At 65.5% G+C, this 23,467-nt stretch carries 23 protein-coding genes, 1 tRNA gene and 1 pseudogene; 15 read left to right on the top strand and 10 right to left on the bottom strand.

Annotation, left to right across the window (positions count from 1 at the left end; translation table 11 throughout):
* Nucleotides 1–65: 65 nt before the first annotated feature.
* Nucleotides 66–668 carry a TetR/AcrR family transcriptional regulator gene (locus tag QOH60_RS16975; RefSeq protein WP_526422437.1) on the bottom strand — a complete coding sequence of 201 codons (603 nt, stop codon included), beginning with the start codon at nucleotides 666–668 and terminating at the stop codon, nucleotides 66–68.
* Nucleotides 669–743: 75 nt separating this feature from the next.
* On the opposite strand from QOH60_RS16975, the gene QOH60_RS16970 reads away from it, so the two are divergent.
* From QOH60_RS16970 to pth, 8 genes are all read left to right on the top strand, one after another.
* Nucleotides 744–815, top strand: a tRNA-Gln gene (locus QOH60_RS16970).
* A gap of 93 nt (nucleotides 816–908) precedes the next feature.
* Nucleotides 909–2,378: a bifunctional UDP-N-acetylglucosamine diphosphorylase/glucosamine-1-phosphate N-acetyltransferase GlmU gene (gene glmU, locus QOH60_RS16965; RefSeq protein ID WP_526422417.1), complete on the top strand. Its 1,470-nt coding sequence runs from the start codon at nucleotides 909–911 to the stop codon at nucleotides 2,376–2,378.
* A gap of 100 nt (nucleotides 2,379–2,478) precedes the next feature.
* Nucleotides 2,479–3,459: a ribose-phosphate diphosphokinase gene (locus tag QOH60_RS16960; protein ID WP_526422415.1), complete on the top strand. Its 981-nt coding sequence runs from the start codon at nucleotides 2,479–2,481 to the stop codon at nucleotides 3,457–3,459.
* Entirely contained in the window at nucleotides 3,460–3,846 is a 387-nt protein-coding gene (gene arsC, locus QOH60_RS16955; RefSeq protein ID WP_526422413.1) for an arsenate reductase (glutaredoxin), read from the top strand.
* Entirely contained in the window at nucleotides 3,843–4,475 is a 633-nt protein-coding gene (locus QOH60_RS16950; RefSeq protein WP_526422411.1) for an LpqN/LpqT family lipoprotein, read from the top strand. Before arsC ends, QOH60_RS16950 begins: the two co-directional genes overlap by 4 nt.
* Nucleotides 4,476–4,510: 35 nt before the next feature.
* Nucleotides 4,511–5,380, top strand: a complete 870-nt coding sequence (locus tag QOH60_RS16945; RefSeq protein WP_526422409.1) for an oxidoreductase — start codon at nucleotides 4,511–4,513, stop codon at nucleotides 5,378–5,380.
* A gap of 164 nt (nucleotides 5,381–5,544) precedes the next feature.
* A complete protein-coding gene (locus QOH60_RS16940) occupies nucleotides 5,545–6,204 on the top strand; it encodes a 50S ribosomal protein L25/general stress protein Ctc (RefSeq protein WP_526422407.1) in 660 nt (219 codons plus the stop codon).
* A 27-nt stretch (nucleotides 6,205–6,231) separates the two neighbouring features.
* Nucleotides 6,232–6,807 carry an aminoacyl-tRNA hydrolase gene (gene pth / locus QOH60_RS16935; RefSeq protein WP_526422405.1) on the top strand — a complete coding sequence of 192 codons (576 nt, stop codon included), beginning with the start codon at nucleotides 6,232–6,234 and terminating at the stop codon, nucleotides 6,805–6,807.
* A gap of 19 nt (nucleotides 6,808–6,826) precedes the next feature.
* On the opposite strand, the gene QOH60_RS16930 is transcribed toward pth, so the two are convergent.
* Nucleotides 6,827–7,444, bottom strand: coding sequence for a TetR/AcrR family transcriptional regulator (locus QOH60_RS16930; protein WP_526422403.1), 618 nt, complete (start codon nucleotides 7,442–7,444; stop codon nucleotides 6,827–6,829).
* Between the two features lie 165 nt (nucleotides 7,445–7,609).
* Here QOH60_RS16930 and QOH60_RS16925 point away from each other — a divergent pair.
* Nucleotides 7,610–7,905: pseudogene (locus tag QOH60_RS16925) on the top strand (MmpS family transport accessory protein); the annotation flags it as partial.
* Nucleotides 7,902–10,802 (top strand): MMPL/RND family transporter, encoded by a 2,901-nt coding sequence (locus QOH60_RS16920; protein ID WP_526422401.1) that lies wholly within the window; start codon nucleotides 7,902–7,904, stop codon nucleotides 10,800–10,802. The pseudogene QOH60_RS16925 and the gene QOH60_RS16920, both read left to right, overlap by 4 nt.
* A 23-nt stretch (nucleotides 10,803–10,825) precedes the next feature.
* Here the strand turns inward: QOH60_RS16920 and QOH60_RS16915 are convergent, their stop codons facing one another.
* The 4 genes from QOH60_RS16915 to QOH60_RS16900 form a co-directional block, all read right to left on the bottom strand.
* Nucleotides 10,826–11,686 carry an ABC transporter permease gene (locus QOH60_RS16915; protein WP_526422435.1) on the bottom strand — a complete coding sequence of 287 codons (861 nt, stop codon included), beginning with the start codon at nucleotides 11,684–11,686 and terminating at the stop codon, nucleotides 10,826–10,828.
* Between the two features lie 14 nt (nucleotides 11,687–11,700).
* Nucleotides 11,701–12,672 (bottom strand): efflux ABC transporter ATPase subunit, DrrA-related, encoded by a 972-nt coding sequence (locus QOH60_RS16910; protein WP_526422399.1) that lies wholly within the window; start codon nucleotides 12,670–12,672, stop codon nucleotides 11,701–11,703.
* A gap of 73 nt (nucleotides 12,673–12,745) precedes the next feature.
* Entirely contained in the window at nucleotides 12,746–14,380 is a 1,635-nt protein-coding gene (locus QOH60_RS16905) for a fatty acyl-AMP ligase (RefSeq protein WP_526422397.1), read from the bottom strand.
* A gap of 352 nt (nucleotides 14,381–14,732) precedes the next feature.
* Entirely contained in the window at nucleotides 14,733–15,683 is a 951-nt protein-coding gene (locus QOH60_RS16900) for a 4-(cytidine 5'-diphospho)-2-C-methyl-D-erythritol kinase (protein ID WP_526422395.1), read from the bottom strand.
* Between the two features lie 152 nt (nucleotides 15,684–15,835).
* Here QOH60_RS16900 and QOH60_RS16895 point away from each other — a divergent pair, with 152 nt between their 5' ends.
* Nucleotides 15,836–16,615 carry a serine/threonine-protein kinase gene (locus QOH60_RS16895; protein WP_526422393.1) on the top strand — a complete coding sequence of 260 codons (780 nt, stop codon included), beginning with the start codon at nucleotides 15,836–15,838 and terminating at the stop codon, nucleotides 16,613–16,615.
* Here QOH60_RS16895 and rsmA read toward each other — a convergent pair.
* The 3 genes from rsmA to QOH60_RS16880 all read right to left on the bottom strand — a co-directional run bounded on the left by rsmA (nucleotide 16,612) and on the right by QOH60_RS16880 (nucleotide 19,593).
* Entirely contained in the window at nucleotides 16,612–17,526 is a 915-nt protein-coding gene (rsmA, locus tag QOH60_RS16890) for a 16S rRNA (adenine(1518)-N(6)/adenine(1519)-N(6))-dimethyltransferase RsmA (protein WP_526422391.1), read from the bottom strand. The genes QOH60_RS16895 and rsmA overlap by 4 nt on opposite strands.
* Nucleotides 17,499–18,626 (bottom strand): transglycosylase family protein, encoded by a 1,128-nt coding sequence (locus QOH60_RS16885; RefSeq protein ID WP_526422389.1) that lies wholly within the window; start codon nucleotides 18,624–18,626, stop codon nucleotides 17,499–17,501. Before QOH60_RS16885 ends, rsmA begins: the two co-directional genes overlap by 28 nt.
* Nucleotides 18,627–18,753: 127 nt before the next feature.
* A complete protein-coding gene (locus tag QOH60_RS16880; protein WP_526422387.1) occupies nucleotides 18,754–19,593 on the bottom strand; it encodes a TatD family hydrolase in 840 nt (279 codons plus the stop codon).
* Between the two features lie 26 nt (nucleotides 19,594–19,619).
* On the opposite strand from QOH60_RS16880, the gene metG reads away from it, so the two are divergent.
* The 4 genes from metG (at nucleotide 19,620) to QOH60_RS16860 (ending at nucleotide 22,791) form a co-directional block, all read left to right on the top strand.
* Entirely contained in the window at nucleotides 19,620–21,203 is a 1,584-nt protein-coding gene (gene metG, locus QOH60_RS16875) for a methionine--tRNA ligase (protein ID WP_526422385.1), read from the top strand.
* Nucleotides 21,204–21,254: 51 nt separating this feature from the next.
* Nucleotides 21,255–21,647, top strand: a complete 393-nt coding sequence (locus QOH60_RS16870; RefSeq protein ID WP_526422383.1) for a hypothetical protein — start codon at nucleotides 21,255–21,257, stop codon at nucleotides 21,645–21,647.
* Between the two features lie 47 nt (nucleotides 21,648–21,694).
* Complete coding sequence (locus QOH60_RS16865; protein ID WP_526422381.1) at nucleotides 21,695–22,240, top strand: hypothetical protein; 546 nt, start codon at nucleotides 21,695–21,697, stop codon at nucleotides 22,238–22,240.
* Nucleotides 22,241–22,395: 155 nt separating this feature from the next.
* Nucleotides 22,396–22,791 (top strand): group I truncated hemoglobin, encoded by a 396-nt coding sequence (locus tag QOH60_RS16860; RefSeq protein ID WP_526422379.1) that lies wholly within the window; start codon nucleotides 22,396–22,398, stop codon nucleotides 22,789–22,791.
* 219 nt (nucleotides 22,792–23,010) lie between these two features.
* On the opposite strand, the gene QOH60_RS16855 is transcribed toward QOH60_RS16860, so the two are convergent.
* Nucleotides 23,011–23,313 (bottom strand): hypothetical protein, encoded by a 303-nt coding sequence (locus QOH60_RS16855; RefSeq protein ID WP_526422377.1) that lies wholly within the window; start codon nucleotides 23,311–23,313, stop codon nucleotides 23,011–23,013.
* Nucleotides 23,314–23,467 lie beyond the last annotated feature (154 nt).

Below are 23,467 nucleotides of genomic sequence, written 5' to 3'. Positions count from 1 at the left end.
CGAAACTGAAACGTGCGCGACGACTCTCGGCGTGTCGCCACCGAGGACTCAGACTCGCGGGGCCGTCACTCGTCGTGCAGCACCGGATCGTCCTCGAGGTGCATCAGCCCGTTCCAGCACAGGTTGACCAGATGAGCGGCCACTACTTCTTTCTTCGGCTCACGCACGTCGAGCCACCACTGCGCGGTCATCGACACCGAGCCGACGAGCGCCTGCGCGTACAGCGGGGCCATTTCCGGGTCCAGCCCTCGCCGGGAGAAGTCGCCGGCCAGGATCGACGACACCTGGTTGACGGCCTCGTTCAGCAATGTCGAGTAGGTGCCCGTCGTGATGCCGACCGGGGAGTCACGGGTGAGAATCCGGAAGCCGTCGGTGCGTTCGTCGACGTAGGACAGCAGCGCCAGCGCCACCCGCTCGATGCGCAACCGGGACCGGTTGTTGGTGGTTCTGGTCAGCGACGAGGTGATGCCGTCCAGCAGAGCGGACATCTCACGGTCCACCACCACCGCGTAGAGGCCTTCTTTGCCGCCGAAATGCTCGTAGACGACGGGTTTGGAGACATTCGCGCGCTGGGCGATCTCCTCGATGGAGGTGCCCTCGTAGCCGCGCTCGGCGAACAGCTTCCTGGCCACTTCGATCAGCTGGTGGCGCCGTTCGGCCCCGGTCATGCGCGCCCGCGGGGTGCGCACTTCCTTGTCTGGGGCTGCCACGCGCTCAGGCTACGCTGTCACACGGTATTTTCTTCCGTCGTGGTGTAATCGGCAGCACCTCTGATTTTGGTTCAGATAGTTCAGGTTCGAGTCCTGGCGACGGAGCAGGACGTGGCGCGAGTGTGCATGTCTGCTGGCGACACGCCGAGAAGAGACCCGATTCCGCGCACGCTCGCGGACCGGTGGGCGGGAGGCCCAGTGACAGGACAATCCGATACTGCCGTCATCGTGCTGGCGGCGGGCACCGGCACGCGCATGCGGTCGGACACCCCGAAGGTGCTGCACACGCTGGCCGGACGCAGCCTGCTCGCGCACGCCCTGCACTCGGTGGTCAAGCTCGCGCCGCTGCACCTCGTCGTCGTGCTCGGCCACGACCGCGACACGATCGCCCCGGCACTGGCCGAACTCGCTGATGAGGTAGGCCGGCCCACCGAGATCGCGCTGCAAACCCAGCAGCTCGGCACCGGTCACGCCGCCGCATGCGGCCTGGACGCGCTTCCCGCCGATTTCGACGGGATCGTCGTCATCACGTCCGGCGACATCCCGCTACTGGACGCCGACACGCTCGCCGACCTCGTCGCCACCCACCGCGCGAAACGGGCGGCGGTCACACTGCTCACCACGACGCTGGACAACCCGACGGGATACGGCCGCATCCTGCGCACCCAGGACGGTGAGGTCATCGGGATCGTCGAACAGGCCGACGCCACCGCTTCTCAGCGGCAGATCAGCGAGGTGAACGCCGGCGTCTACGCGTTTGACTTGGCCGCGCTGCGCTCTGCGCTGAGCCGGCTGAGCGAGAACAACGCCCAGCGCGAGCGATATCTCACCGACGTCGTGTCGATCGTCCGCCAGGATGGCCTGACCGTGCACGCCAAGCATGTCTACGACAGCGTTCTGGTGGCCGGGATCAACGACCGTGTGCAGCTCTCGGCCCTGGCCGCCGAGCTGAACCGCCGCATCGTCGCCGCACACCAGCTCGCGGGCGTCACCGTCGTCGACCCTGCCACGACGTGGATCGACGTCGACGTGACGATCGGGCGCGACACAGTGATCCGGCCCGGCACGCAGCTTCTGGGTCGCACCAGCATCGGCGGCAACTGCGTGATCGGCCCTGACACCACTCTCACCGACGTCACGGTAGGCAACGCTGCGTCCGTCGTGCGCACGCACGCCACATCCGCGGCGATCGGCGACGGCGCCGACGTCGGCCCGTACACGTACCTGCGGCCCGGCACGGTTCTGGGTGCCGACGGGAAGCTCGGCGCCTTCGTCGAGACCAAGAACGCGACGATCGGCACGGGCACCAAGGTGCCGCACCTGACCTACGTCGGCGACGCCGACATCGGCGATCACAGCAACATCGGCGCGTCGAGTGTGTTCGTGAACTACGACGGCCAGACCAAGCAGCGCACGAAGGTCGGCTCGCATGTGCGCACCGGCTCGGACACGATGTTCGTCGCGCCGGTGACCGTCGGCGACGGTGCCTACACCGGCGCAGGCACCGTGATCCGCGAGGACGTGCCGCCGGGTTCGCTGGCGGTGTCGGCGGGGCCGCAGCGCAACATCGACGGCTGGGTGGAGCGCAAACGGCCGGGCTCAGCCGCCGCGGAGGCCGCCCAGGCGGCCCGGGCCGCGCAGTCCGACGACGACGATGAGCAGGGCTGAACGTTGCCAGTAATTTGCTTACCGGCAACCCGGCAGCCAACGACGTGGTTCGCTACGTACCATTAGGCCGACAATCCCCGATCCACACCGGCGAGGCATCGTGAGCACCGACTGGACCGATAACCGCAAGAATCTGATGCTCTTCTCGGGGCGCGCACACCCCGAGCTCGCCGAACAGGTCGCCAAGGAACTCGACGTCCAGGTGACCGCGCAAACCGCTCGCGACTTCGCCAACGGCGAGATCTTCGTCCGGTTCGACGAGTCGGTACGCGGCTGCGACGCGTTCGTGCTGCAATCCCATCCCGCGCCGCTGAACAAGTGGCTGATGGAGCAGCTGATCATGATTGACGCGCTCAAGCGGGGCAGCGCGAAACGGATCACCGCGATCCTGCCGTTCTACCCCTACGCGCGCCAGGACAAAAAGCACCGGGGCCGCGAGCCGATCTCGGCCCGGCTGGTCGCCGACCTGCTGAAGACGGCGGGCGCGGACCGGATCGTCACCGTCGATTTGCACACCGACCAGATCCAGGGCTTCTTCGACGGGCCCGTGGACCATATGCGCGCCCAGAACTTGCTCATCGGCTACATCAAGGACAACTACTCGACCGACGACATGACCGTCGTCTCCCCAGATTCCGGGCGCGTGCGCATCGCCGAGAAGTGGGCCGACGCGCTCGACGGTGTGCCGCTGGCCTTCATCCACAAGACCCGCGACCCACGGATCCCCAACCAGGTGGTATCCAACCGGGTGGTCGGCGACGTCCATGGGCGGACCTGCGTGCTGATCGACGACATGATCGACACCGGCGGCACTATCGCCGGAGCGGTGAAACTGCTGCGCGACGACGGCGCGCGTGACGTGATCATCGCCGCGAGCCACGGCGTGCTGTCAGACCCCGCGGCGGAGCGGTTGGCCGCCTGCGGCGCCAAAGAGGTGATCGTCACCAACACGCTGCCGATCGGCGAGGACAAGCAGTTCCCGCAGCTGACGGTGCTCTCGATTGCGCCGCTGCTGGCCAGCACCATTCGCGCGGTATTCGAAAATGGCTCTGTGACAGGTCTTTTCGACGGAGATGCCTGAGTGTCAAAGGGAAGCGCTCCTGAAGTTGTCGGTCGGAGCCAAAGCTCCTCCAGCGTTATCTACCACAATCCGCGTTGCTCGAAGTCCAGGGATGCGCTGCAGTTGTTGCGCGACAACGGATTCGAGCCTCAAGTCGTCGAGTACCTTAAGACTCCGCCGACGCGCGGGCAGCTGGCTGACATGATCAGCGACGCCGGTATCGAGGTGCGCGCGGCGGTCCGCAAGGGCGAGGCCCCTTACAAGGAGCTCGGTTTGGCCGACGCCGACGACGACAGGTTACTCGACGCCATGGCCGACAACCCGATCCTGATCGAACGGCCTTTTGTGGTCACTGCCAAGGGAACTCGGCTGGCTCGCCCGGTCGAAGTGCTGCACGAGATCTTGTGAGTTACCGGAGGTTGGCAATCGCGCTGGCCTGCGTAGTCCTCGCAGGCTGCGCCTCCAAACCCACTGACTACCGGGCGGTCTGGTCATCGTCGTCGAGCACACCGACCACCACGCAAGCCGCGTCGTCGATGATGCCGTACCTGCAATACCTACAAGAAAAAGGCGTCGACGGCGCGCCGATGACCCAGCAGACCCTCACCGACCTCTCGGTGTCGATACCCCAGCCCGGCGGTTGGGCAGTGGTGACCGATCCGGATCAACCGACGGCGTTCGAGATTCTCCGCAAGACCGCGGTCTCTGCGTTCCAGCCGGTCGCCGTGCTCTTCGTCTACAAACTCACCGGAGGGGATTTCGACGTCAACGAGGCGCTGAAGAGGGGCTACGGCATGCCCGGGGCGAAGGTCGGTCAGTTCAAGGGAATGCCGTCGTCAGTGATTGAGGCGACCTATCCCGACGCCTCCGGTCAGAAGATCCACCGCTACAACCAGATCGTGTTTGCCACCGCGAAACCCCCCGGCAACCAGCGGTATTTGGTCCAGTTCTCCATCACCACCGGCGCCGCTCCCGAGCAGGAACAGGACCCGGACGTGCTGACGATCATCAAGGGCTTCACGGTCGCGGTCCGCTGAGTCGCCGATACAGCAAACCCGTTATGGTGACCCTCATGAAGGACTGGACTGCCGCCGATCTTCCCTCCTTCGCCGGGCGGACGGTAATCGTGACGGGTGCCAACAGCGGCCTCGGCCTGGTCACTGCCCGCGAACTCGCTCGCGCCGGAGCGCACGTGGTGCTCGCGGTGCGCAATACCGCCAAGGGCGACGACGCGGCGGCGGGCATCGCGGGCAGCGTCGAGGTACGCGAACTCGACTTGCAAGATCTCGGCTCCGTGCAGGAGTTCGCCGACGGGGTGACCGACGTCGACATCCTGGTCAACAACGCCGGCATCATGGCAGTGCCGTACGCGGTGACCAAGGACGGATTCGAAAGCCAAATCGGCACAAATCATCTCGGCCACTTCGCGCTGACGAACCTGCTGTTGCCGAAGGTGTCCGACCGGGTGGTCACGGTGTCATCAACATTCCACCGGATGGGCCGCATCAACCTCGGGGACCTGAACTGGCAGCACCGCCGCTACTGGTCGTGGCTGGCGTATGGCCAATCGAAGCTGGCGAACCTGCTGTTCACGTCCGAACTGCAGCACCGCCTCGACAATGTGGGCTCCTCGACGAGAGCGCTGGCCGCACACCCCGGATACTCGAACACGAACCTGCAGGGCCACTCAGCCAGCAGGCTGAGCCAGACGTTCATGGCTCTTGGCGACCGCCTCGTCGCGACCGACGCTGACTTCGGCGCTCGCCAGACGCTTTTCGCGGTGGCGCAGGATCTGCGGGGCAACACGTACATCGGCCCCCGGTATGGAATGTGGGGCCGCACCCAGCCTGTCGGCCGTAGCGTCCTGGCCCGTCAATCAGGCACGGCCGCGGCGCTATGGGACCTGTCCGAGGAGCTCACGGGCACCAAATTTCCGCTTTGAGTGCTCTATCGGTTAACCTGGCTCGTCACGGCGAGGGTGGCTGACAGCCACCGTTATCGACGGAGTCCGCGCGCATTGTGCGCAGGTTGTCCTCCTCCTCCCCCCGCTGTGGCAACACGTAGAAGTGCCTACAACGTAGAAGTGCCAGCAGAGGAGCGAACCGCATGGCGAGCAAGAACACCAACAATCTCACCGCTGAGGTGCGTACGGAGACGGGCAAGGGCGCGTCGCGGCGTGCCCGTCGTGACGGCAAAATCCCCGCGGTGCTCTACGGCCACGGGGCCGACCCGCAGCACCTGCTGCTCTCGGCGCACGACTTCGCCGCAGTGCTGAGGCACTCGGGAACGAACGCGGTGCTCACCCTCGATGTCGCCGGCAAGGAGCAGTTCGCGCTCACCAAGGCGCTGGAGATCCATCCCATCCGTCGCAACATCCAGCATGCCGATCTGCTCGTCGTGCGCCGCGGGGAGAAGGTCACGGTCGACGTGAGCGTCATCCTCGAAGGCGAGGCGGCGCCGGGCGCGCTGGTCACCCAGGACGCGAGCACCATCGAGATCGAGGCCGAGGCGCTGTCGATTCCCGAGCAGTTCATCCTGTCGATCGAGGGAGCCGAGGAAGGCACCCAGTTCCTGGCCCGCGACGTGCCGCTGCCCAGCGGTGTCACGCTGATCTCCGATCCCGAGATGCTGGTGGTCAACATCGTCACGCCGGCGGTCGAGGAAGAGCCCGAAACCGAGGCGGCCGAGGGCGAGGAAGGTGCCGAAGGCGAAGAAGGCGAGGGCGAGAACGCCGACGAATCGGCCGATTCGTCCGGCGACGAGTAGTCGGCGCGGACACAAGGAGAAATTGGAGTGGCCGAGCCGATACTGGTTGTCGGCCTCGGCAATCCGGGCCCGGTCTACGCCAAGAACCGGCACAACATCGGATTCATGGTCGCCGATGTACTGGCTGCCCGCGCAGGCTCAAACTTCAAGGCGCACAAGAAGTCCGGCGCTGACGTCGCGACCGGCCAGTTGGCTGGGCGGCCCGTGATCCTCGGCAAGCCACGCAGCTACATGAACGAGTCGGGGCGCCAGGTGGCCGCACTGGTGAAGTTCTATTCCGTGAGCCCTGCCGATCTGATCGTCGTCCACGACGAGCTCGACATCGACTTCGGCCGGATCCGGCTGAAGTTCGGGGGCGGAGTCGCCGGGCACAACGGCCTGCGTTCGGTCGCGTCGTCGTTGAGTACCAACGACTTTCACCGCGTTCGCATCGGGATCGGGAGGCCGCCGGGGCGCAAGGAGCCTGCTGCGTTCGTGCTGGAGAATTTCACCGCCGCCGAGCGCCAGGACGTGCCGGTGATCTGTGAGCAAGCTGCCGACGCCACCGAGCTTCTCCTGCAGGTGGGCCTCGAGGCCGCGCAGAACCAGGTGCACGCTTGGTGAAACAGCCGGTGGGCGCGCCTTAATCGGTGCGTCGAGTCAAGCTGGGGAGGATCACCTCGTCAACGAGGGCTTCTACCGTGCGGCGAGTGGGTGGTCGGTCAGGGATGATCGTCCGGAAGATGAGGTAGCCGGGGAGAAGGTCCCAGAGTTCATCGTTGATGGCGGCCACGTCGATCTCGCCGCGGCCGACTGCCTCCCGAAGGACGAGATCGATCAACGCCTTCCGCTGGTCGAGGAACTGGTGTTGCAGGGCGTCTTTGAGCGCCGCGTCGCGCGATACCTCGACGAGCACCGCGCGGATCGTGCCTGCGTGGCATTGGGCCTGCTGGCATATCGTGTATCCGATCTGCACCAGATCGCCCCGCAGGGAGCCGGTGTCCGGCACCACCGCGACTTGCCGAACGCCCTCGATGAACGCGGCCAGCACCAACTCGGCCTTCGACGGCCACCGCCGATACACGGTCGCCTTGCTGGCACGCGCGGTCGCAGCGACCGCGTCCAACGTCAACCTCTCGTACCCGTGCTCCTGCAACAGCTGCAGTGTCACGTCGAGTAACTCAGCCTCACGGGGCGACCACGGGCCGGGGTCCGGGGCATGGCCGGCGATCTGACTGCCGGCGTGCGGGTTGCCGTCCATAGTCCCGTACCGTACCGTACCGAAGTAGCGCTAGACTCTGAAACTTCACACAGAAAAGACGCATTAACCAGCGACCGTCACGCCGGCTATCGAAAGGCTCGCGGGTGCACCGGATTTCATTGGCCAGCCTGGTCAGGCGTCGTTGGATGGTGTTGGTCACGGCTCGCCGACCAGATCGTGCCATTCAACCCCAAACGCGTGGTCCTCGAGGTGTTCGGGCCGGCACGGTCGCGACGATCAACTACGTCGACATCGACGCTCAACCGCAGCGCGTCGACGACGCGGTCCTGCCATGGTCGTATGACAAGACCACCACCGATCCCGCGGTCTTCGTCAATGTTGTGGCACAAGGCAATAGCGATACGATCGGGTGCCGAATCACGATCGACAATGTGGTCAAAGACGAGAGATCGGTCGCCACGTTGAACGGCTACACCTACTGCCTGGACAAGTCGGGATGAGCGACCATCAGACCCCGCCCCAGTCGCTGAATCACCGAATCGCGCGCGGCATCACGTTTCTCGCAGTGCCGATCGTGTTGTTCTGGCTGGCACTTGCGGCAGTGTCGAACATCTTCGTACCGCAGCTGGAGAAGGTCGGCGAACAGCACAACGTGGCGCTGAGCTCGCCGGCCGCGCCGTCGCTGCAAGCCATGAAACACATCGGCCAGGTGTTCCACGAGTTCGATACCGACAGCGTCGCAATGATTGTGCTTGAAGGGGACCAGCCCCTCGGCGCGCAAGCACACCAGTACTACGACACACTGATCCAGCGAATTGCGCAGGATCACAAGCATGTTCAGCACATTACGGACTTCTGGGGTGATCCTCTCACCGCTGCTGGATCGCAGAGCTCCGACGGCAAGGCTGCCTACGTGCAGGTGTACCTGCACGGTAACCAGGGCGAGGCCCAGAGCCTGGAATCCGTGAACGCTGTCCGCGACATCGTCAACCACACGCCGCCGCCGCAAGGGCTCAAGGCGTACGTCGCAGGCCCCGCCCCTCAGATCGCCGACCAATTCCAGGTCGGCAGCGAGAGCACCGCTTTCGTGACCGGCCTCACGGTTCTGGTGATCGCCGTGATGCTGCTCATTGTCTATCGCTCGATCCTCACCATGATCCTCGTGCTCGTCACTGTGCTCGTCGAGATGGCCGCCGCCCGTGGAGTCGTGTCCTTCCTGGCCAACTCCGGGATCATCGGGCTCTCGACGTACTCGACGAACATTCTCACGTTGCTGGTGATCGCGGCCGGCACGGACTACGCGATCTTCTTCCTTGGCCGCTATCACGAAACCAGAAGCAACGACGAGGATCGTGAAAGCGCTTACTACGACACCTATCACGGCACAGCACACGTGGTTCTTGGGTCAGGCCTCACCGTTGCAGGCGCGGTGTACTGCCTGAGCTTCACCCGGCTGCCGTATTTCCAGAGCCTGGGCATCCCGGCGGCCATCGGCATCCTGGTCGCACTGGCGGCAGCACTCACGCTGGCGCCAGCCGTGCTCTTCCTGGGCAGCCGCTTCGGTCTGCTCGACCCCAAGCGCAAGACACGGACTCGCGGTTGGCGACGGATCGGCACCGCCATCGTGCGTTGGCCCGGACCCATCCTCGTCGCCTCACTCGCGGTGGCTCTGATCGGCCTGCTGGCCCTGCCCGGATACAAGACCAGCTACAACGACCGTCCCTACATGCCGGCCCATGCGCCGGCCAACGTCGGCTATACCGCCGCCGAGCGGCATTTCCCTACTGCCCGACTGAATCCCGAGTTGCTGATGGTCGAGACTGACCACGACATGCGCAATCCGACCGACATGATTCTGTTGGAACGAGTCGCCAGGGCGGTGTTCCATACGCCCGGAGTCGCGCTGGTGCAGTCGATCACCAGACCGCTGGGCACGCCCCTGGAACACTCCTCGATTCCGTTCCAGATCAGCACGCAGAGCCTCGGCCAGATCCAGAACCTGCCCTACCAGCAGGACCGCGCCGCGGACTTGCTCAAGCAAGTCGCCGAGATCGACAAGACGATCGGAATACTGCGCCAGCAGTATTCCCTGCAACAACAAAGCGCCGATGCCACGCACGAGCAGGTTCAAGCGTTCCACGAGACCGTCGCGGTGACCCAGGACCTGCGGGACAAGATCGCCAACTTCGACGACTTCTTCCGGCCGCTGCGTAATTACTTCTATTGGGAGCCACACTGTTTCGATATCCCGGTCTGCTGGGCACTGCGATCGACCTTCGACGCGCTCGACGGCATCGACGCGTTGACAGAGCAGTTGGGCAACGTCACGGCCAGTCTTGACAAGTTGGATGCCCTGCAGCCGAAGCTGCTGGCGCTGTTGCCGCAGCAGATCAAGACCCAGCAGGCCAACCGCGACCTGACGATGACGAACTACGCCACCCAGTCGGGGATCTACAACCAGACCGAGGCGGCGCTGGAGAACGCGACCGCGTTGGGCCGGGCCTTCGACGCGTCCAAGACCGACGACACGTTCTATCTTCCGCCCGAGGCGTTCAGCAACTCTGAGTTCCTGCGCGGGCTGAAACTGTTCTTGTCGCCGGACGGCAAGGCGGCACGGATGATCATCACCCATGACGGTGATCCCGCTACGCCGGAGGGTATCTCGCATATCGAGGCGATCAAGCACGCAGCGGTAGAAGCAGTGAAGGGCACCCCGTTGGCGGGCTCGCACATCTACCTTGGCGGCACCGCGGCGACCTACAAAGACATCCAAGACGGCGCCAAGTACGACCTGATGATCGCCGGCATCGCGGCGCTGAGCCTGATCCTTCTGATCATGATGCTGATCACCCGCAGCATCGTCGCCGCACTGGTGATCGTCGGCACCGTCGCGCTGTCCTTGGGCGCGTCGTTCGGCCTGTCAGTTCTGGTGTGGCAGTACATGTTCGGCATCCAGCTGTACTGGGTGGTGTTGGCGCTGGCCGTCATCCTGTTACTGGCCGTGGGTTCGGACTACAACCTGCTGCTGATCTCTCGATTCAAAGAGGAGATCGACGCCGGCTTGAAGACGGGCATCGTGCGGGCGATGGCCGGCACCGGCGGCGTGGTCACTGCGGCGGGCCTGGTGTTCGCCGCCACCATGTCGGCGTTCATCTTCAGCGACTTGCGGATTCTCGGCCAGATCGGCACCACGATCGGTCTCGGACTGGTCTTCGACACGCTGATCGTGCGCTCATTCATGACACCGTCCATCGCCACCTTGCTGGGGCGCTGGTTCTGGTGGCCGCAAATCGTGCGTCCGCGGCCGGCCAGCCAGATGCTGCGGCCCTATGGCACACGATCATCGGTCCGTGAACTTCTGGACCAGCAGGTCGTGACCTCGACAATCAAGTCGTAACACCGTCCCATAGGACAGCGCGGTCAGTCGGCGGTCCGGCGCGAGTACGCGCGCAGCGCCACCGGCGCGAACACGGCCGTCAACACCAGCGACCAGATGACCGTCGAGAGCACCGGGTGATGCAGCGGCAGCTGCGCGCTCGGCGGCGCGGGCGGCCCGTTGCCCCAGAGTTCGCGCATGGCCTGAGCCAGCGACGACACCGGGTTCCATTCGGCGATCACCCGAAGCCAGTGCGTCATTGGCTCGGTCGGCGCAAACGTGTTGGCCAGGAACGTAATCGGGAACAGCACCGTGAACATCACGCCGTTGACCGCCTCGACGGAGCGCATCAGCGACCCGATCAGAATGCCGAACCAGATGATGCCGAATCCGAATACCAGCACCAACAGGAACGCCAACGCCGCCTCGGCGACGCTGCCGCGGATGCGCCACCCGATGGCCAGCCCGGTCAGTGCCATCACCACGATGCCGAGCGAGGAATGGATGAGGCTGGCCACGCTGCGACCGATCAGCACCGACGAGCGCGCGATCGGCAGCGACCGGAACCGGTCGATGATGCCCTTCTCGATGTCGTTGGTGATTCCAGCCGCGACGACGAACGCCGAGAAGACAATGGTCTGCGCCTGGATCCCGGGCAGCAGGAACTCCCGGTAGGACGGGCCCCCCGTGTTGGTGATCGAGGCTCCGAACACGAACGCGAACAGCAGCACGAACATGATGGGCTGCGTGGTCACGTCGCTCAGCATCTCGGGCATGCGTTTGGTGTGGATCATGTTGCGCTTGACCATGATCCATGTCTGCTGCGCGAGATTCGTGGGATGAGTAGGCGGCCGGTCCGGTCGGGTGGGCGGCCGCTGAGTGCCCGCACGCGAGGAGGAAGACATGCCAATCTCGGTGGTCATGCCGACTCCTCCTCTGCGGCCTCGGGTTCGGCCCGATGACCGGTGAGTGACAGAAAAACGTCATCGAGGCTGGGCCGCGACAGACCGATGTCGTCGACGTCGATGCCGCTGTCACGCAGCCACGCCGCGACGCGGGTCATGGTGTCCAGGCCATCGGCCGCCGCGGTCAGCTGGCGCCGTCCGGCGTCGACGAACACCTCCGACCCGGTTCTGCGCAGCAGCGCAGTCGCGACCGGGAGATCGTCGGCGCGCGACACCGTCACCACCAGGCTGGCACTGCCCGCCCGCTGTTTCAGTTGCAGCGGTGTGCCTTCGGCGATGATTTGCCCCTTGTCCATCACCACGATCGCGTCGGCGAGCTGATCGGCCTCCTCCAGGTACTGCGTGGTGAGCAGCAGCGTGGTGCCGTCAGCCACCAGCTCACGCAGCACGTCCCACAGGTCGGTGCGGCTACCGGGGTCCAGACCGGTGGTGGGCTCGTCGAGGAACAGCACCGGCGGGCTGGCGAGCAGACTGACCGCAAGGTCGAGGCGCCTGCGCATCCCCCCGGAATAGGTCTTGACCGGACGGTCTGCGGCGTCGGCAATCGAAAACTGGTGCAGCAGTTGGTCACTCAGCCCGGCAAGGTCACGCCGGCGGATTCCGTAGAGCCCGCCGATCATCCGAATGTTCTCCCGGCCGGTCAACAGCTCGTCGACTGTAGCGACCTGACCCGTCAGTCCCATGTTGCGGCGCACCATGTCCGGCTGCTCGCGGACGTCGTAGCCGGCGACCGTGGCCGTGCCGCTGGTGGGCTCGGTCAGCGTGGTCATCATCCGCACCGTGGTGGTCTTGCCCGCGCCGTTGGGCCCCAGCAGTCCGAGCACACTGCCTTGCGGCACGGCAAAACTCACGCCGTCGACCGCGACCTCGGCGCCGAATTTCTTGACCAGATCGATTGCTTCGATGGCCGGATGCGAACCGGGCATACGCACGACGGTATCGGAGCCGGCCGACACCCGGCCATCCGTTTTCGGGCGGGCAGTCCTGCGCGAGGCGGGGCTAGCTGACCAGCGGGACGGAGTTCGCGCGGCGCAGCTTGCCCGACGGTGTCTTCGGGATCGTTCCCGGACCGAGGACAACGACGTTGCGCGGCCGGAGGTCGACTTCCCTGACGACCTCGTGTGCGACCTCGTGTTCGATGCGGCGAACCTCGGCCGGATCCTCCCAGGCGTTGGACTCGACTGCCACCGCGAATGTCTCGCGGGAATGCCCGGCGTCCAGCCGTACCGCGACAGCGCACCCGGGACGCACGCCTTGGACGCGGCCGGCGGCCCGTTCGATGTCGGTGGGATAGATGTTGCGCCCGGCCATGATGATGACGTCCTTGACGCGCCCGCACACCACGATGTGCCCGTTCTCCATCATGTAGCCGAGGTCACCGGTGTCATACCAGCCGTGCTCATCCTGGGCCGGGATGAAGCCGCCCATCGTGAGGTAACCCGGCGTCAGCGACTCACCGCGCAGCTCGATGACACCCACTCCGCGCGCGGGCATGACGTCACCGTGCTCGTCGATGATGCGGGCCTCGAGATCCTTGAGCAGCGGTCCGAGAGTGGCCAGCCTGCGAGTGTTGCCCTTAGTAGCAGGCACGGCGCGGCGCAGTGCGGCCAGCAGATCGGCGTCGACCTCGTCGACCACAAGACCGGCGTCGCACTCGGAGAACGACACCGCGAGCGTCGTCTCGGCCATGCCATACGCCGGCAGGATCGCCGAAGGCCGCAGGCCGAACGGCTTGCCCGCGTCGAGCAGGTCCTCGACGTCGGCCGGGTCGACGGGCTCCGCACCCGACAGCGCGAAGCGCAGCGTCGACAGGTCGAACTCGCCAGGCTTGGCCTGCCTGCGCAGCCGCTTGGCCAGCAGCGCGTAGGCGAAGTTCGGCGCGGCGGTCATCGTGCCCTTGTATTTGTCGATGAGCTTGGCCCACAGCAGCGTGTCGCGCAGGAAGTCCATCGGGGTGACCTTGACCAGCTCAGCACCGAAGTACATCGGGATGGTCAGGAAGCCGACCATGCCCATGTCGTGGACGCACGGCAGCCAGCTGACCATCACGTCACGGTCGATCTCGTACTGCGCGCCGATGAACATGGCCTCGGCGTTGGAGTAGATGTTGCGGTGAGTGATCTGGACGGCTTTAGGGGACCCCGTCGAGCCCGACGTCAGCTGCATCAGCGCCAGGTCGTCCTCGCCCACCTCGACCGGGTCTATCGGGTCCGCGGTCAGCAGGTCGGTGACGGTGATGACGTGGATGCCCTTCTCCTCGAGCACCGGGATGGCCACCATGAACGGCTCCGACACGATCACGGCCTTGGCCTCGATCATGCTGATGACCGTCATCGTGTCCTCGGCCCATACGGCCAGGTCGGTACGCGGAGTGGGCTGATGCAGCATGGTCAGGCTCGCGCCGCGCATCCACAACCCCTGCGCGGTGGGCGCGATCTCCACCGGCTGTCCGGCCAGCACGCCGACCGCGTCCCCGGGCCCGACACCTGCAGCGGCAAGCCCGCCGGCTATCTGGCGTGCCTTTTCGTGAACCTCACCCCAGGTGTGTCGGACCGGGTCGTGCGGCTCGCCGGTTACCATGCCCTTGGTCGTGGTCAGGGCGCTGCGGTACATCTTCTCGGTGAATCTGCTCACGGCAACCTCCTGGGTTCGGGAGCGCAACGTAGCTCCTCAGCGTGACGCCGCCGGTGCTGCGGCGCCGTCGCAACGGCCCGGACATTCATGCTGCGCCTGGTAGATAACGGTTTGAAGGAGGCGCGCGCACACAATTGGGCAGCGGTTCGATGACGATTCGGGGCTTCTCCCCAGCGTGCGGCCGCGTCGTTGCAGCTAGTTCCCATGGGAAAACCCTGGCGGTACGACTGTCGCCCACCCTGAACCCAGGTGGGCGACGAAGTTGCTTCTCGATCGCTGACGTACACCGCCGATGATCTTAAACTCCTCTTAGAGTAGGCGCCAAACACGGTGCCTGTTTTTGAGGTCTTCGTCACATTCCGTTCGCCGCTGGGACAACTCGAGCACCCGGCACGGGGCCACTGGCAACGCGCACCGTGCGGCACACCCCCGCTCCTGCCAGCAGCGTTCCTACGTCAATCGCCGCGGCTGCCGTCTCGCATAGGAACGCGCACGTCGGGCCGGAACCCGACACGATGCCAGCAAGCGCGCCGGCATCGGAACCCGCCCGCAAGGTCCGGCGCAGCGCGGGGTCGAGGCTGATGGCTGCCGACTGCAAGTCGTTGCCCAGCACGGACGCCAGCTCGTGGGGATCGCCGGCGGCCAGCGCCGCGAGAAGTGGCTCGGCATCGTCCAGCCGCGGTGGGTTGCCGACATCGCGCAACCTGTCGATCTCCGCGAACACCGCCGGCGCTGACAGGCCGCCGGCCGAGAATGCGAGCACCCAGTGAAAGGTGTTGCGGGCCAATACCGTCGCGAGTTCTTCCCCACGGCCAGTGCCCAGCGCCGTTCCGCCGTGCAATGCGAACGGCACGTCGCTGCCAAGCTGGGCGGCCAGCGCGTGCAGGTCGCGGCGCGGAACCCCGATCTCCCACAGGTGGTTGATGCCCACCAGCACCGCGGCGGCGTCGGCGCTCCCGCCGGCCATGCCACCGGCGACGGGAATCGACTTCTCGATCGAGATCTCCACGTCGGGTGAGCGCCCGACATGCTCGGCGATCACTTCTGCGGCCTGCCAGGCGATGTTGCGTTCGTCGGCGGGCAGGGTGTCTGCACCCTCGCCGGTGACCTCGACGGACAGCGCGTCGGCGTTGCGCACGGTCACTTCGTCGAGCAGCGACACGGCGTGGAACACCGTGGTCAGCTCGTGGTATCCGTCGTCGCGCTGATCGCCGACAGCCAGGTACAGATTGACCTTGCCGGGGACCCGCACGGTGACAGAACCGCTCGCCACCCATTCGGGTGCGGTGCTGCCATCGGACATCGGACGAGACTAGCGCCCGCGGGCCGCATCGGGCCGACGAGAGTGGCGAGATGCACCCCTCGGCCATCCCGCCACCCTGGGTCGGCGTTTACCCATCGTGGCGAGGCTGAAACCGGCGCTCTTAGGCTGACACTGTGCTGGCGCCTGGGCACATGTTTGAGGGATACGTGGTCGACGACGTACTCGGCCATGGGGGTTCTGCGACGGTGTACCGGGCACGTGCCGACGGCGACGGCAGGCCCGTCGCTTTGAAGGTGCTGAATCCTGATCGGCGCGGCGCCGACGAATTGGCCCGGTTGGAAAGGGAATTCGTTCTGGCCGCGCGGGTGCGCCACCCGCATGTGGTGGAGGTGTACCGGCGCGGCCCGGGATGGCTGACGATGCAGGTGGTCAACGGAGGCACGGCGACGACGCTCGAGAATCTCGACGAACGCCTGACCGCGGTGGCACAGGTCGCCGGCGCGCTGGACCACGCTCACCAGTGCGGAGTGGTGCACTGCGATGTCAAACCAACCAATATGCTTGTACACACCCAGTTTTCGCAGGGCGGTGCGGTTCTCATCGACTTCGGTGTCGCATACGCCGTGAGCGAGGACAACCTCAAACCTCGCGGGACCCTGTTCGGATCGCTGCCTTATCTTGCCCCGGAGATGCTGCACGGACGCGCCCCGTCAGCGGCCAGCGACGAGTACGCTCTCGCCTGCGCTGCCGTCGAATTAATCACGGGCCAAACACCTTTCGTCGCCAGCACTGCCGCAGCACTCATCGACGCCCAGCTTCATGAGCCGCCGCCGTATCTGTCGCGAACCTTCCGATGGCTGCCGCGTGGATTTGACGGGGTGATCGGCAAGGCCATGGCCAAGGACCCGGAATTGCGCTACCCGACGTGCAGCGAGTTCGCGACCGCGATCTCACGCGTTTTCAGGCGCTAGGCCATCGGGTGCTGCTGCCATTCGCCTGAACGCTGCAGGAGTCGCACGAAGTCGGCGATCGTCAGCGTCTCGCCGCGCCGTGCCGGGTCGATGCTGGCAGACAGCAGCCGCCGCGCCGACTCGTTGCCGGAGCCTGCCCAAGCCGCGAACGCATTGCGCACGGTCTTGCGCCGCTGGGCGAACGCGATGTCGATGAGCTCGAACACCCCTCGGCGGAATGTCTCGTCCGTCGGCCATGGCGGGTTCTTGTGCCTGTCGATCCGGACCAGCCCGGAGTACACCCGGGGCACCGGCCAGAACACCGTCGGCGGCACCATCCCGGCCCGGCGGACATCCCCGAAGAAGCGAACCTTGACGCTCGGAACGCCGTAGTCTCTGCCGCCCGGCCCGGCGATCAGGCGGTCCGCGACTTCGGCTTGCACCATCACCAGCACCAACTGAATCGAGGGGAACTCGGCGAGCACGTGCAACAACGCGGGGACGGCGATGTTGTACGGCAGGTTGGCGACCAGCGCGGTGGGCAGCCCGTCTTCGGAGTCGACGTCGGCGCGCCGCAGTGTGAGGATGTCGCGGTTCTGCACGACGAGCCGCTGGCCCTCGGTGCTCGAGTTCTCGCCGATCGTCTGCGGCAGCCGCTCGGCAAGGACGGGATCGACCTCCACGGCCGTCACCGCCGAGCCCCTGTCGAGCAGACCCAGCGTCAGCGACCCGAGGCCGGGACCCACTTCGAGCACATGGTCACCACGGCCCACCCCTGAGGCCGACGCGATCCGACGAACGGTGTTGCCGTCGTGTACGAAGTTCTGGCCCAACGATTTTCGCGGGCGAAGATCCAGTTCTTTCGCCAGCCGACGAATCTCGGAACGGCCGAGGAGCCGGACCGTCAGCGCGACCCCAGTCGGGCGCCGCATACGGGCCAGGCGCCCCACCCCTGACGTGATTGAGTCACGCTTGCGATGGCGATCTGCTCCTCGCGGGTGGCCAGGTCGGCGCGCGGGGCGTAGCGCAGGCCGCCGCTGCGTTCCCAGGTGTTCTGGTCGAACTGAACACCGCCGTAGAAGCCGTTGCCCGTGTTGATCGCCCAGTTTCCGCCTGCCTCGCACCGAGCCAGCGCATCCCAGGTTCCGCCGCTGGAGACGGGCGGCACCTCGGTACCGGGCTTCGCGCCGATCCGTACCACCGACGGACGCGCGGGCGTGATCACCTCGTTGGCGACGGGCAGGCGCCCGGTCTCCACACCGTTGACGAGCGACACCGCGAACGTCACGTTCTGGTCGCCAGGGGTGCCCGGGTCCTCGACCACCCGCCGGCTCATGTTCATCGTCGGGTCCGGGTTCGTCTGAGCGGGCGGAGGCAAGGGCATCCGCGCAGTCACGTTCTCGATCCGAACCCGCGTTACGACCACGGTCATCCCCTCGGTGACCGGGGTCTGCGGCGAAGGCACCACCTTGTCCGCTTGCTGCAGCGGCGTGCCCAAGGAGGCCAGCAGACCGGCCACCGTGGGCGCCGCGAGCCGACGCTCGGTCATCACACCACCGTCGTCAAGATGAACGTTCTTCGGGCTCACCACCGGCAGCGCCATGCCCTCCAGCGGCAGCCGGCTGGCCCGCGACGCGGCCGCGGGTGCCGAATCGGCCATCGACAGCTGTTGGAGTGCCTCGTCGACTGTCGCGGCGGTGGTCCACACCTGCCGGCTCTCGTTGCCGTCCATCGATACCTGCAGTGGGCGGCTGCGGCGCAGCACGATCGTGCCCGCCTCGCGTACCGGCTGATCGCCGCCCGGGGCGAGATCGTCGCGGTCGCCGACGCTGAAGCCGTTCTCCTGGACGACGTCGATCACCCGCGACTTCATCGTCGACACGGTCATGGTCGAACCGTCGACGTTGAGCGTGAGGGTCTTGTGCGCCGAAACCGCATAGCCCCCGGCGAACACGAGGGCCAGAAGAAGTGCGCCTACGAGCGTGCGTAGGAGCAGGGAGTTGTTTTGGTGCAATCTGGTTAAAGCATTCAAGCGGCGTCTATCCCGACCTGTCGACGTCAATTGGTAGGCGCTTCGGCCCTAAATCCGATCACAAGACGGTAACGAAGGCCCTAACCAGAGGCAAATCTAAAGTGGCACTTGAGGCCTGGGTCACATTTCACAGAGTGAGGCCGTATACCCGCTTCGCGTTTGCTGTGGTATCCGCGGCGAGCTGTTGGGCGGCCCGTCCGGTCAGCTCCGCCAGTGCCCGAACCGTGTACGGCAGGCAGTAGGGCTCGTTGGGAGCGCCGCGGAACGGGTGCGGCGTGAGAAACGGCGCGTCGGTCTCCACCAGCAGTTGGCCGGGCGGAATCAGCCGCGCGGCGTCCTGGAGCGCGGTCGCGTTCTTGAAGCTGACGGTGCCCGCCAGGCTGAGGAACCAGCCGGCGTCCAGGCAGGTGCGGGCCATCTCGGCATCCGAGGAGAAGCAGTGGAAGATCACGGTCTCCGGCGCACCCTCCGCCCGCAGCACGTCCAGCACCTCCCGGTCGGCGTCGCGGTTGTGGATCATCAGCGGCTTGCGTGTCCTCTTGGCCAGGTCGATGTGCCAGGCGAACGCGTCGGCCTGCACCGCGGGCGCCGCGCATCCGTCGAGCCGCCCCGGCCAATACATGTCCATTCCCGTTTCGCCGATAGCTACCACCCGCGGATCGGCCGCCAGCGACTCCAGTTCCACGCGCGCGGCGTCGGTGAGCGCATCGGCGCGCGTCGGGTGCAGTGCCACCGCCGCGTACACGCGGGGATCCATCTGGGCGGCCTGCACCACCCATCGCGCGGACGCCATGTCGTCGGCGATGGTGACGGCAGCCGCGACGCCGACGGCCTCGGCCCGGTCCAGGATGGCCTGCACGCTGGCCGCGTCATTGGCCCCGCACGCGTCCAAATGCGTGTGCGCGTCCACGAGGGGAGCGAGTGGCTCGGGAGCCGGGGGCGCCGGACGGTCGGTCGAACGGGGCACAGCCACACCATAAGGTTGACGTCGAAATGGCTGCTGATCCTTCCCCCGGCGCGGGCCCGCGCACCCCGGGGACCTTCTACGTCACGACGGCGATCGACTATCCGAACGGCGCGCCGCACATCGGCCATGCCTACGAGAAAGTCGCCACCGACGCGATCGCGCGGTTCAAGCGGCTCGACGGTTTCGACGTGCGCTTTCTGACCGGCACCGACGAGCACGGGCTGAAGATGCAAGAGGCGGCGGTGGCCGAGGGCCTGCCGACCGCGCAGCTGGCCCGGCGCAATTCCGACGTCTTCCAGCGGTTGTATGACCGCCTCGACATCTCCTACGACCGATTCATCCGCACCACCGACGCCGACCACCTCGAAGCCTCGAAGGTGATCTGGCAGCGAATGTACGACGCCGGCGACATCTACCTGGACAAGTACGCAGGTTGGTATTCGATTCGCGACGAGAGCTTCGTCAACGAGGACGAGACCAGGGTCGAACCCGAAGGGACGCGCGTCGCCGTCGATTCAGGCGCGCCGGTCACGTGGACCGAAGAAGAGACCTACTTCTTCCGGCTCTCGGCCTACACCGACAAACTGCTCGCCCACTACAAGGCGCACCCCGAGTTCATCGGCCCGGATGTGCGCCGCAACGAGGTGGTCAGCTTCGTCTCCGGTGGCCTGCGGGATTTTTCGATCTCCAGGACGACGTTCGACTGGGGCGTGCCGGTGCCCGATCACCCCGATCACGTCATGTACGTCTGGGTAGACGCGCTGACCAACTACCTCACCGGCGTCGGATTTCCGGACACGTCGTCGGAAAGGTTCCGCCGATTCTGGCCCGCGGATCTGCACATGATCGGCAAGGACATCATCCGGTTCCATGCGGTGTACTGGCCCGCGTTCCTGATGTCGGCCGGAATCGAGCTTCCCCGAAGGGTTTTCGCCCACGGCTTCCTGCTGAACCAAGGCGTCAAGATGAGTAAGTCCGTCGGCAACGTCGTCGATCCCACCGCACTGGTCGACGAATTCGGCGTCGACCAACTGCGCTACTTCCTCCTGCGTGAGGTTCCGTTCGGTCAGGACGGCAGCTACACCGAAGACGGGATCATCACGCGGATCAACGCCGACCTGGCCAACGAGTTCGGCAACCTCGCTCAGCGCTCTCTGTCGATGGTGGCCCGCAACCTCGACGGCGTGGTGCCGGAACCGACCGCTCTGAATGACGATGACCGCGACCTGCTGAGTCAGGCCGACGCCCTGCTGGACCGAGCGCGTGCGCATTTCGACGCCCAGGCGATGCACCTGGCGCTGGAAGCGATCTGGCTCGTGCTCGGCGCGGCCAACAGGTACTTCTCCGCCCAGGAGCCGTGGGTGCTGCGCAAGTCGGAGAACCCGGCCGACCAGGCTCGCTTCCGTACTGTGCTCTACACGACGCTGGAGGTGGTGCGCATCGCCGCGCTGCTCTCTCAGCCGGTGATGCCCGAGGCGTCGGCCAGACTGCTCGACCTGCTCGGTCAGCCCGCCGACCAGCGCTCGTTCACAGCGATCGGCATTAGGCTCGCACCGGGTGTATCGCTGCCGGCACCGACCGGTGTGTTCCCGCGCTACGAGACGAAGTGAGTTCCTTTGGCAAAGACGGCATTCGCTTGCGCCGCATTGTGTCTCGCCGGCATGGGAGCAATGCTCGGATGCGCCGCGGCCGCCCCGGCTGACCCACCCGGTCTATCCCCGTTCGTCGGCAGCTGGGTCGGAAAGCGAGAGAGCGTCGACATCGATACCCACGGCCATGGCCGGTTCCACTACGCGGACATGACGGCGTGCAAGAGCTGTTCGATGGCCGACATGCCCTACGCCGACATGGACTTCGCGTTGACATCTGTGTCAGGTGATACGGCGACGGGAAGCGTCACCGCCGATACACACGACCGCACCGGCAAGCCCGTGGTCATGGTGCTGAAGCCCGCATCAGCCGATGGCGCACCACAGACCATCAGCTGGACCGTGGGCGGCCTGGATGAGGGGCTCTTCTGCCCGGCATCCGACGGCCGCTGGTGTGGCTACTGAACGGGAGTAACGACTTGTCGGACACGCGCCGTGTCAAACTTGGCGCGGTGAAAATTTCGCATTGGAAATCGCTATTGCTGGCGTCCTTCGCGGCCGCCGCGATGGCGCTGCCGGTCGCTGGCTGTACTAGTGATGGCCAATCCGCAGCTCACCAGTCCGGCAGCCAAACATCGTCTTCAAGGCAGGACGGCTGCCGTTTTGCTACAGCAGCCGAAATCGCGGAGGCCAGCGGAATCGCGGTAGACGAGAGCACCGATAACAGTGTGGTCGGCATGGAGCACCCTGGCTGCATCTACACAGATGCGCCGGTGAACGCGGACTATCAAGTGGCTGTCAGCGTCGATCTGTACGGCAGCGACTTCGACGCACAGATTTCGAGGGTCAGAGCGGATCCCCAGGGTGTTGGTCAAGACGTGCCGGGATTGGGCCAACGGGCGATTTATGGAACCGTCCCAGGGCAGTCGGGTGGTTGGCTCTACGTCAAAGCAGACTCCGCGCACGGCTTCAGCGTCGCGCTCGCCCGAGACAACGACCAACGAGAACGGTCAGTCGCCGTGGCGAAGGTGATTTTGCCTCGAATTCAAAGCAGTTAGCGAGCGAGCCTTCACAGGTCGAGGCGAGCGATTGCGACAGCTAACGTAACGACATAGCGGATGTCCGCGTGTGTGGATTTTCGACGGAATCCACGATCGTGACTGCGCGACTGACTTACCGTTTCAAGACGTCCGATTCACTTGTGGGGGCATCAATGGCCGACGCAGAGAGCACTCTTTACCGCAGGCTGGGTGGCTACGACATCATCGCCAAGGTGGTCGATGACATGTTCACAACCCTGCGGGGGGATCCGGCCTTCGTTCGGTTCGGCGCAGGTCGCAGTATCGACTCACACAACCGGGCCCGACAGCTCTTGGTCGACCAGATCTGCCAGCTCAGCGGCGGCCCATGTATCTACATCGGCCGTGACATGAAGACATCTCATGCGGGCCTCAATATTTCGGAAGCGGAGTGGGTTGCGAACATGCAGCATGCAACTTCCGCCCTGGTGAAAAACGATGTGCCTGAGTCCGAGCGTGCTGAGTTCTTGAGTCTTTTCGAGCGTTATCGAGGCGACATAGTGGAGGCACCGTCGACGAAAGCGCTCTGATTCTTACCTGAGGTGCCGTCCACAGGACCGCAAGGGCAGCAGATTAGCTCATGTTGAGCCGGGCGCGGACTGGTCCGAGGTCGGCATCGACCAGATTCGCGACGGTGTAAACACGCGGTCGCAAACGTTCCACGCCGACCCGGGCGGGCGGGGCGCGCTTCCTGCAACGCGCCGCGACCGGCCGCTCGCGTCGGGACCGGCTAGCCCCGGGCGTAGCTACTAACAACCAGAAGTATCAGCAGAATGGTGCCGGCACCACTGGAAGCCGGCGACGTCGTACTGGCTCACGGCCTTGTCGGGGTTTCCCCTGTTCGGATTTAATTCGCTTCCGGCGTAATGCTGCTCCGCGTTGGCGAAGCCACTGGTGCTGAAGCCTGGTGGCTTCAAGGCGGGGTTGTCACTGGCTTCCTTGCCCGGTTGTCCGGTGGTGCCGTCGTGTGGGTTATCGGCGAGTGCAACGCTGGCGGGTGACAGCGCAAGGAACGCGATGACCAAGCAAGGCGGAATGATTGAGCGATTCATGACATACCTCCGATCTTGCAGATGCCACTTATTACACGCGGGACTGCGCCGATCGGTTCAAGTTGGCGGGCAGATTTTGCGATTGGCCTCCACACGCGATCCGACGCAGCCGGGGACGCGCATGCCAAGTTCCAAGCCACCGCATGGACACTCT

Origin of the sequence: Mycobacterium sp. (assembly GCF_032159765.1) — a bacterium.
GTDB lineage: Bacteria > Actinomycetota > Actinomycetes > Mycobacteriales > Mycobacteriaceae > Mycobacterium.
Note: the sequence above shows the minus strand (reverse complement) of the source record. Positions and strands in the feature narration are given on the sequence as shown.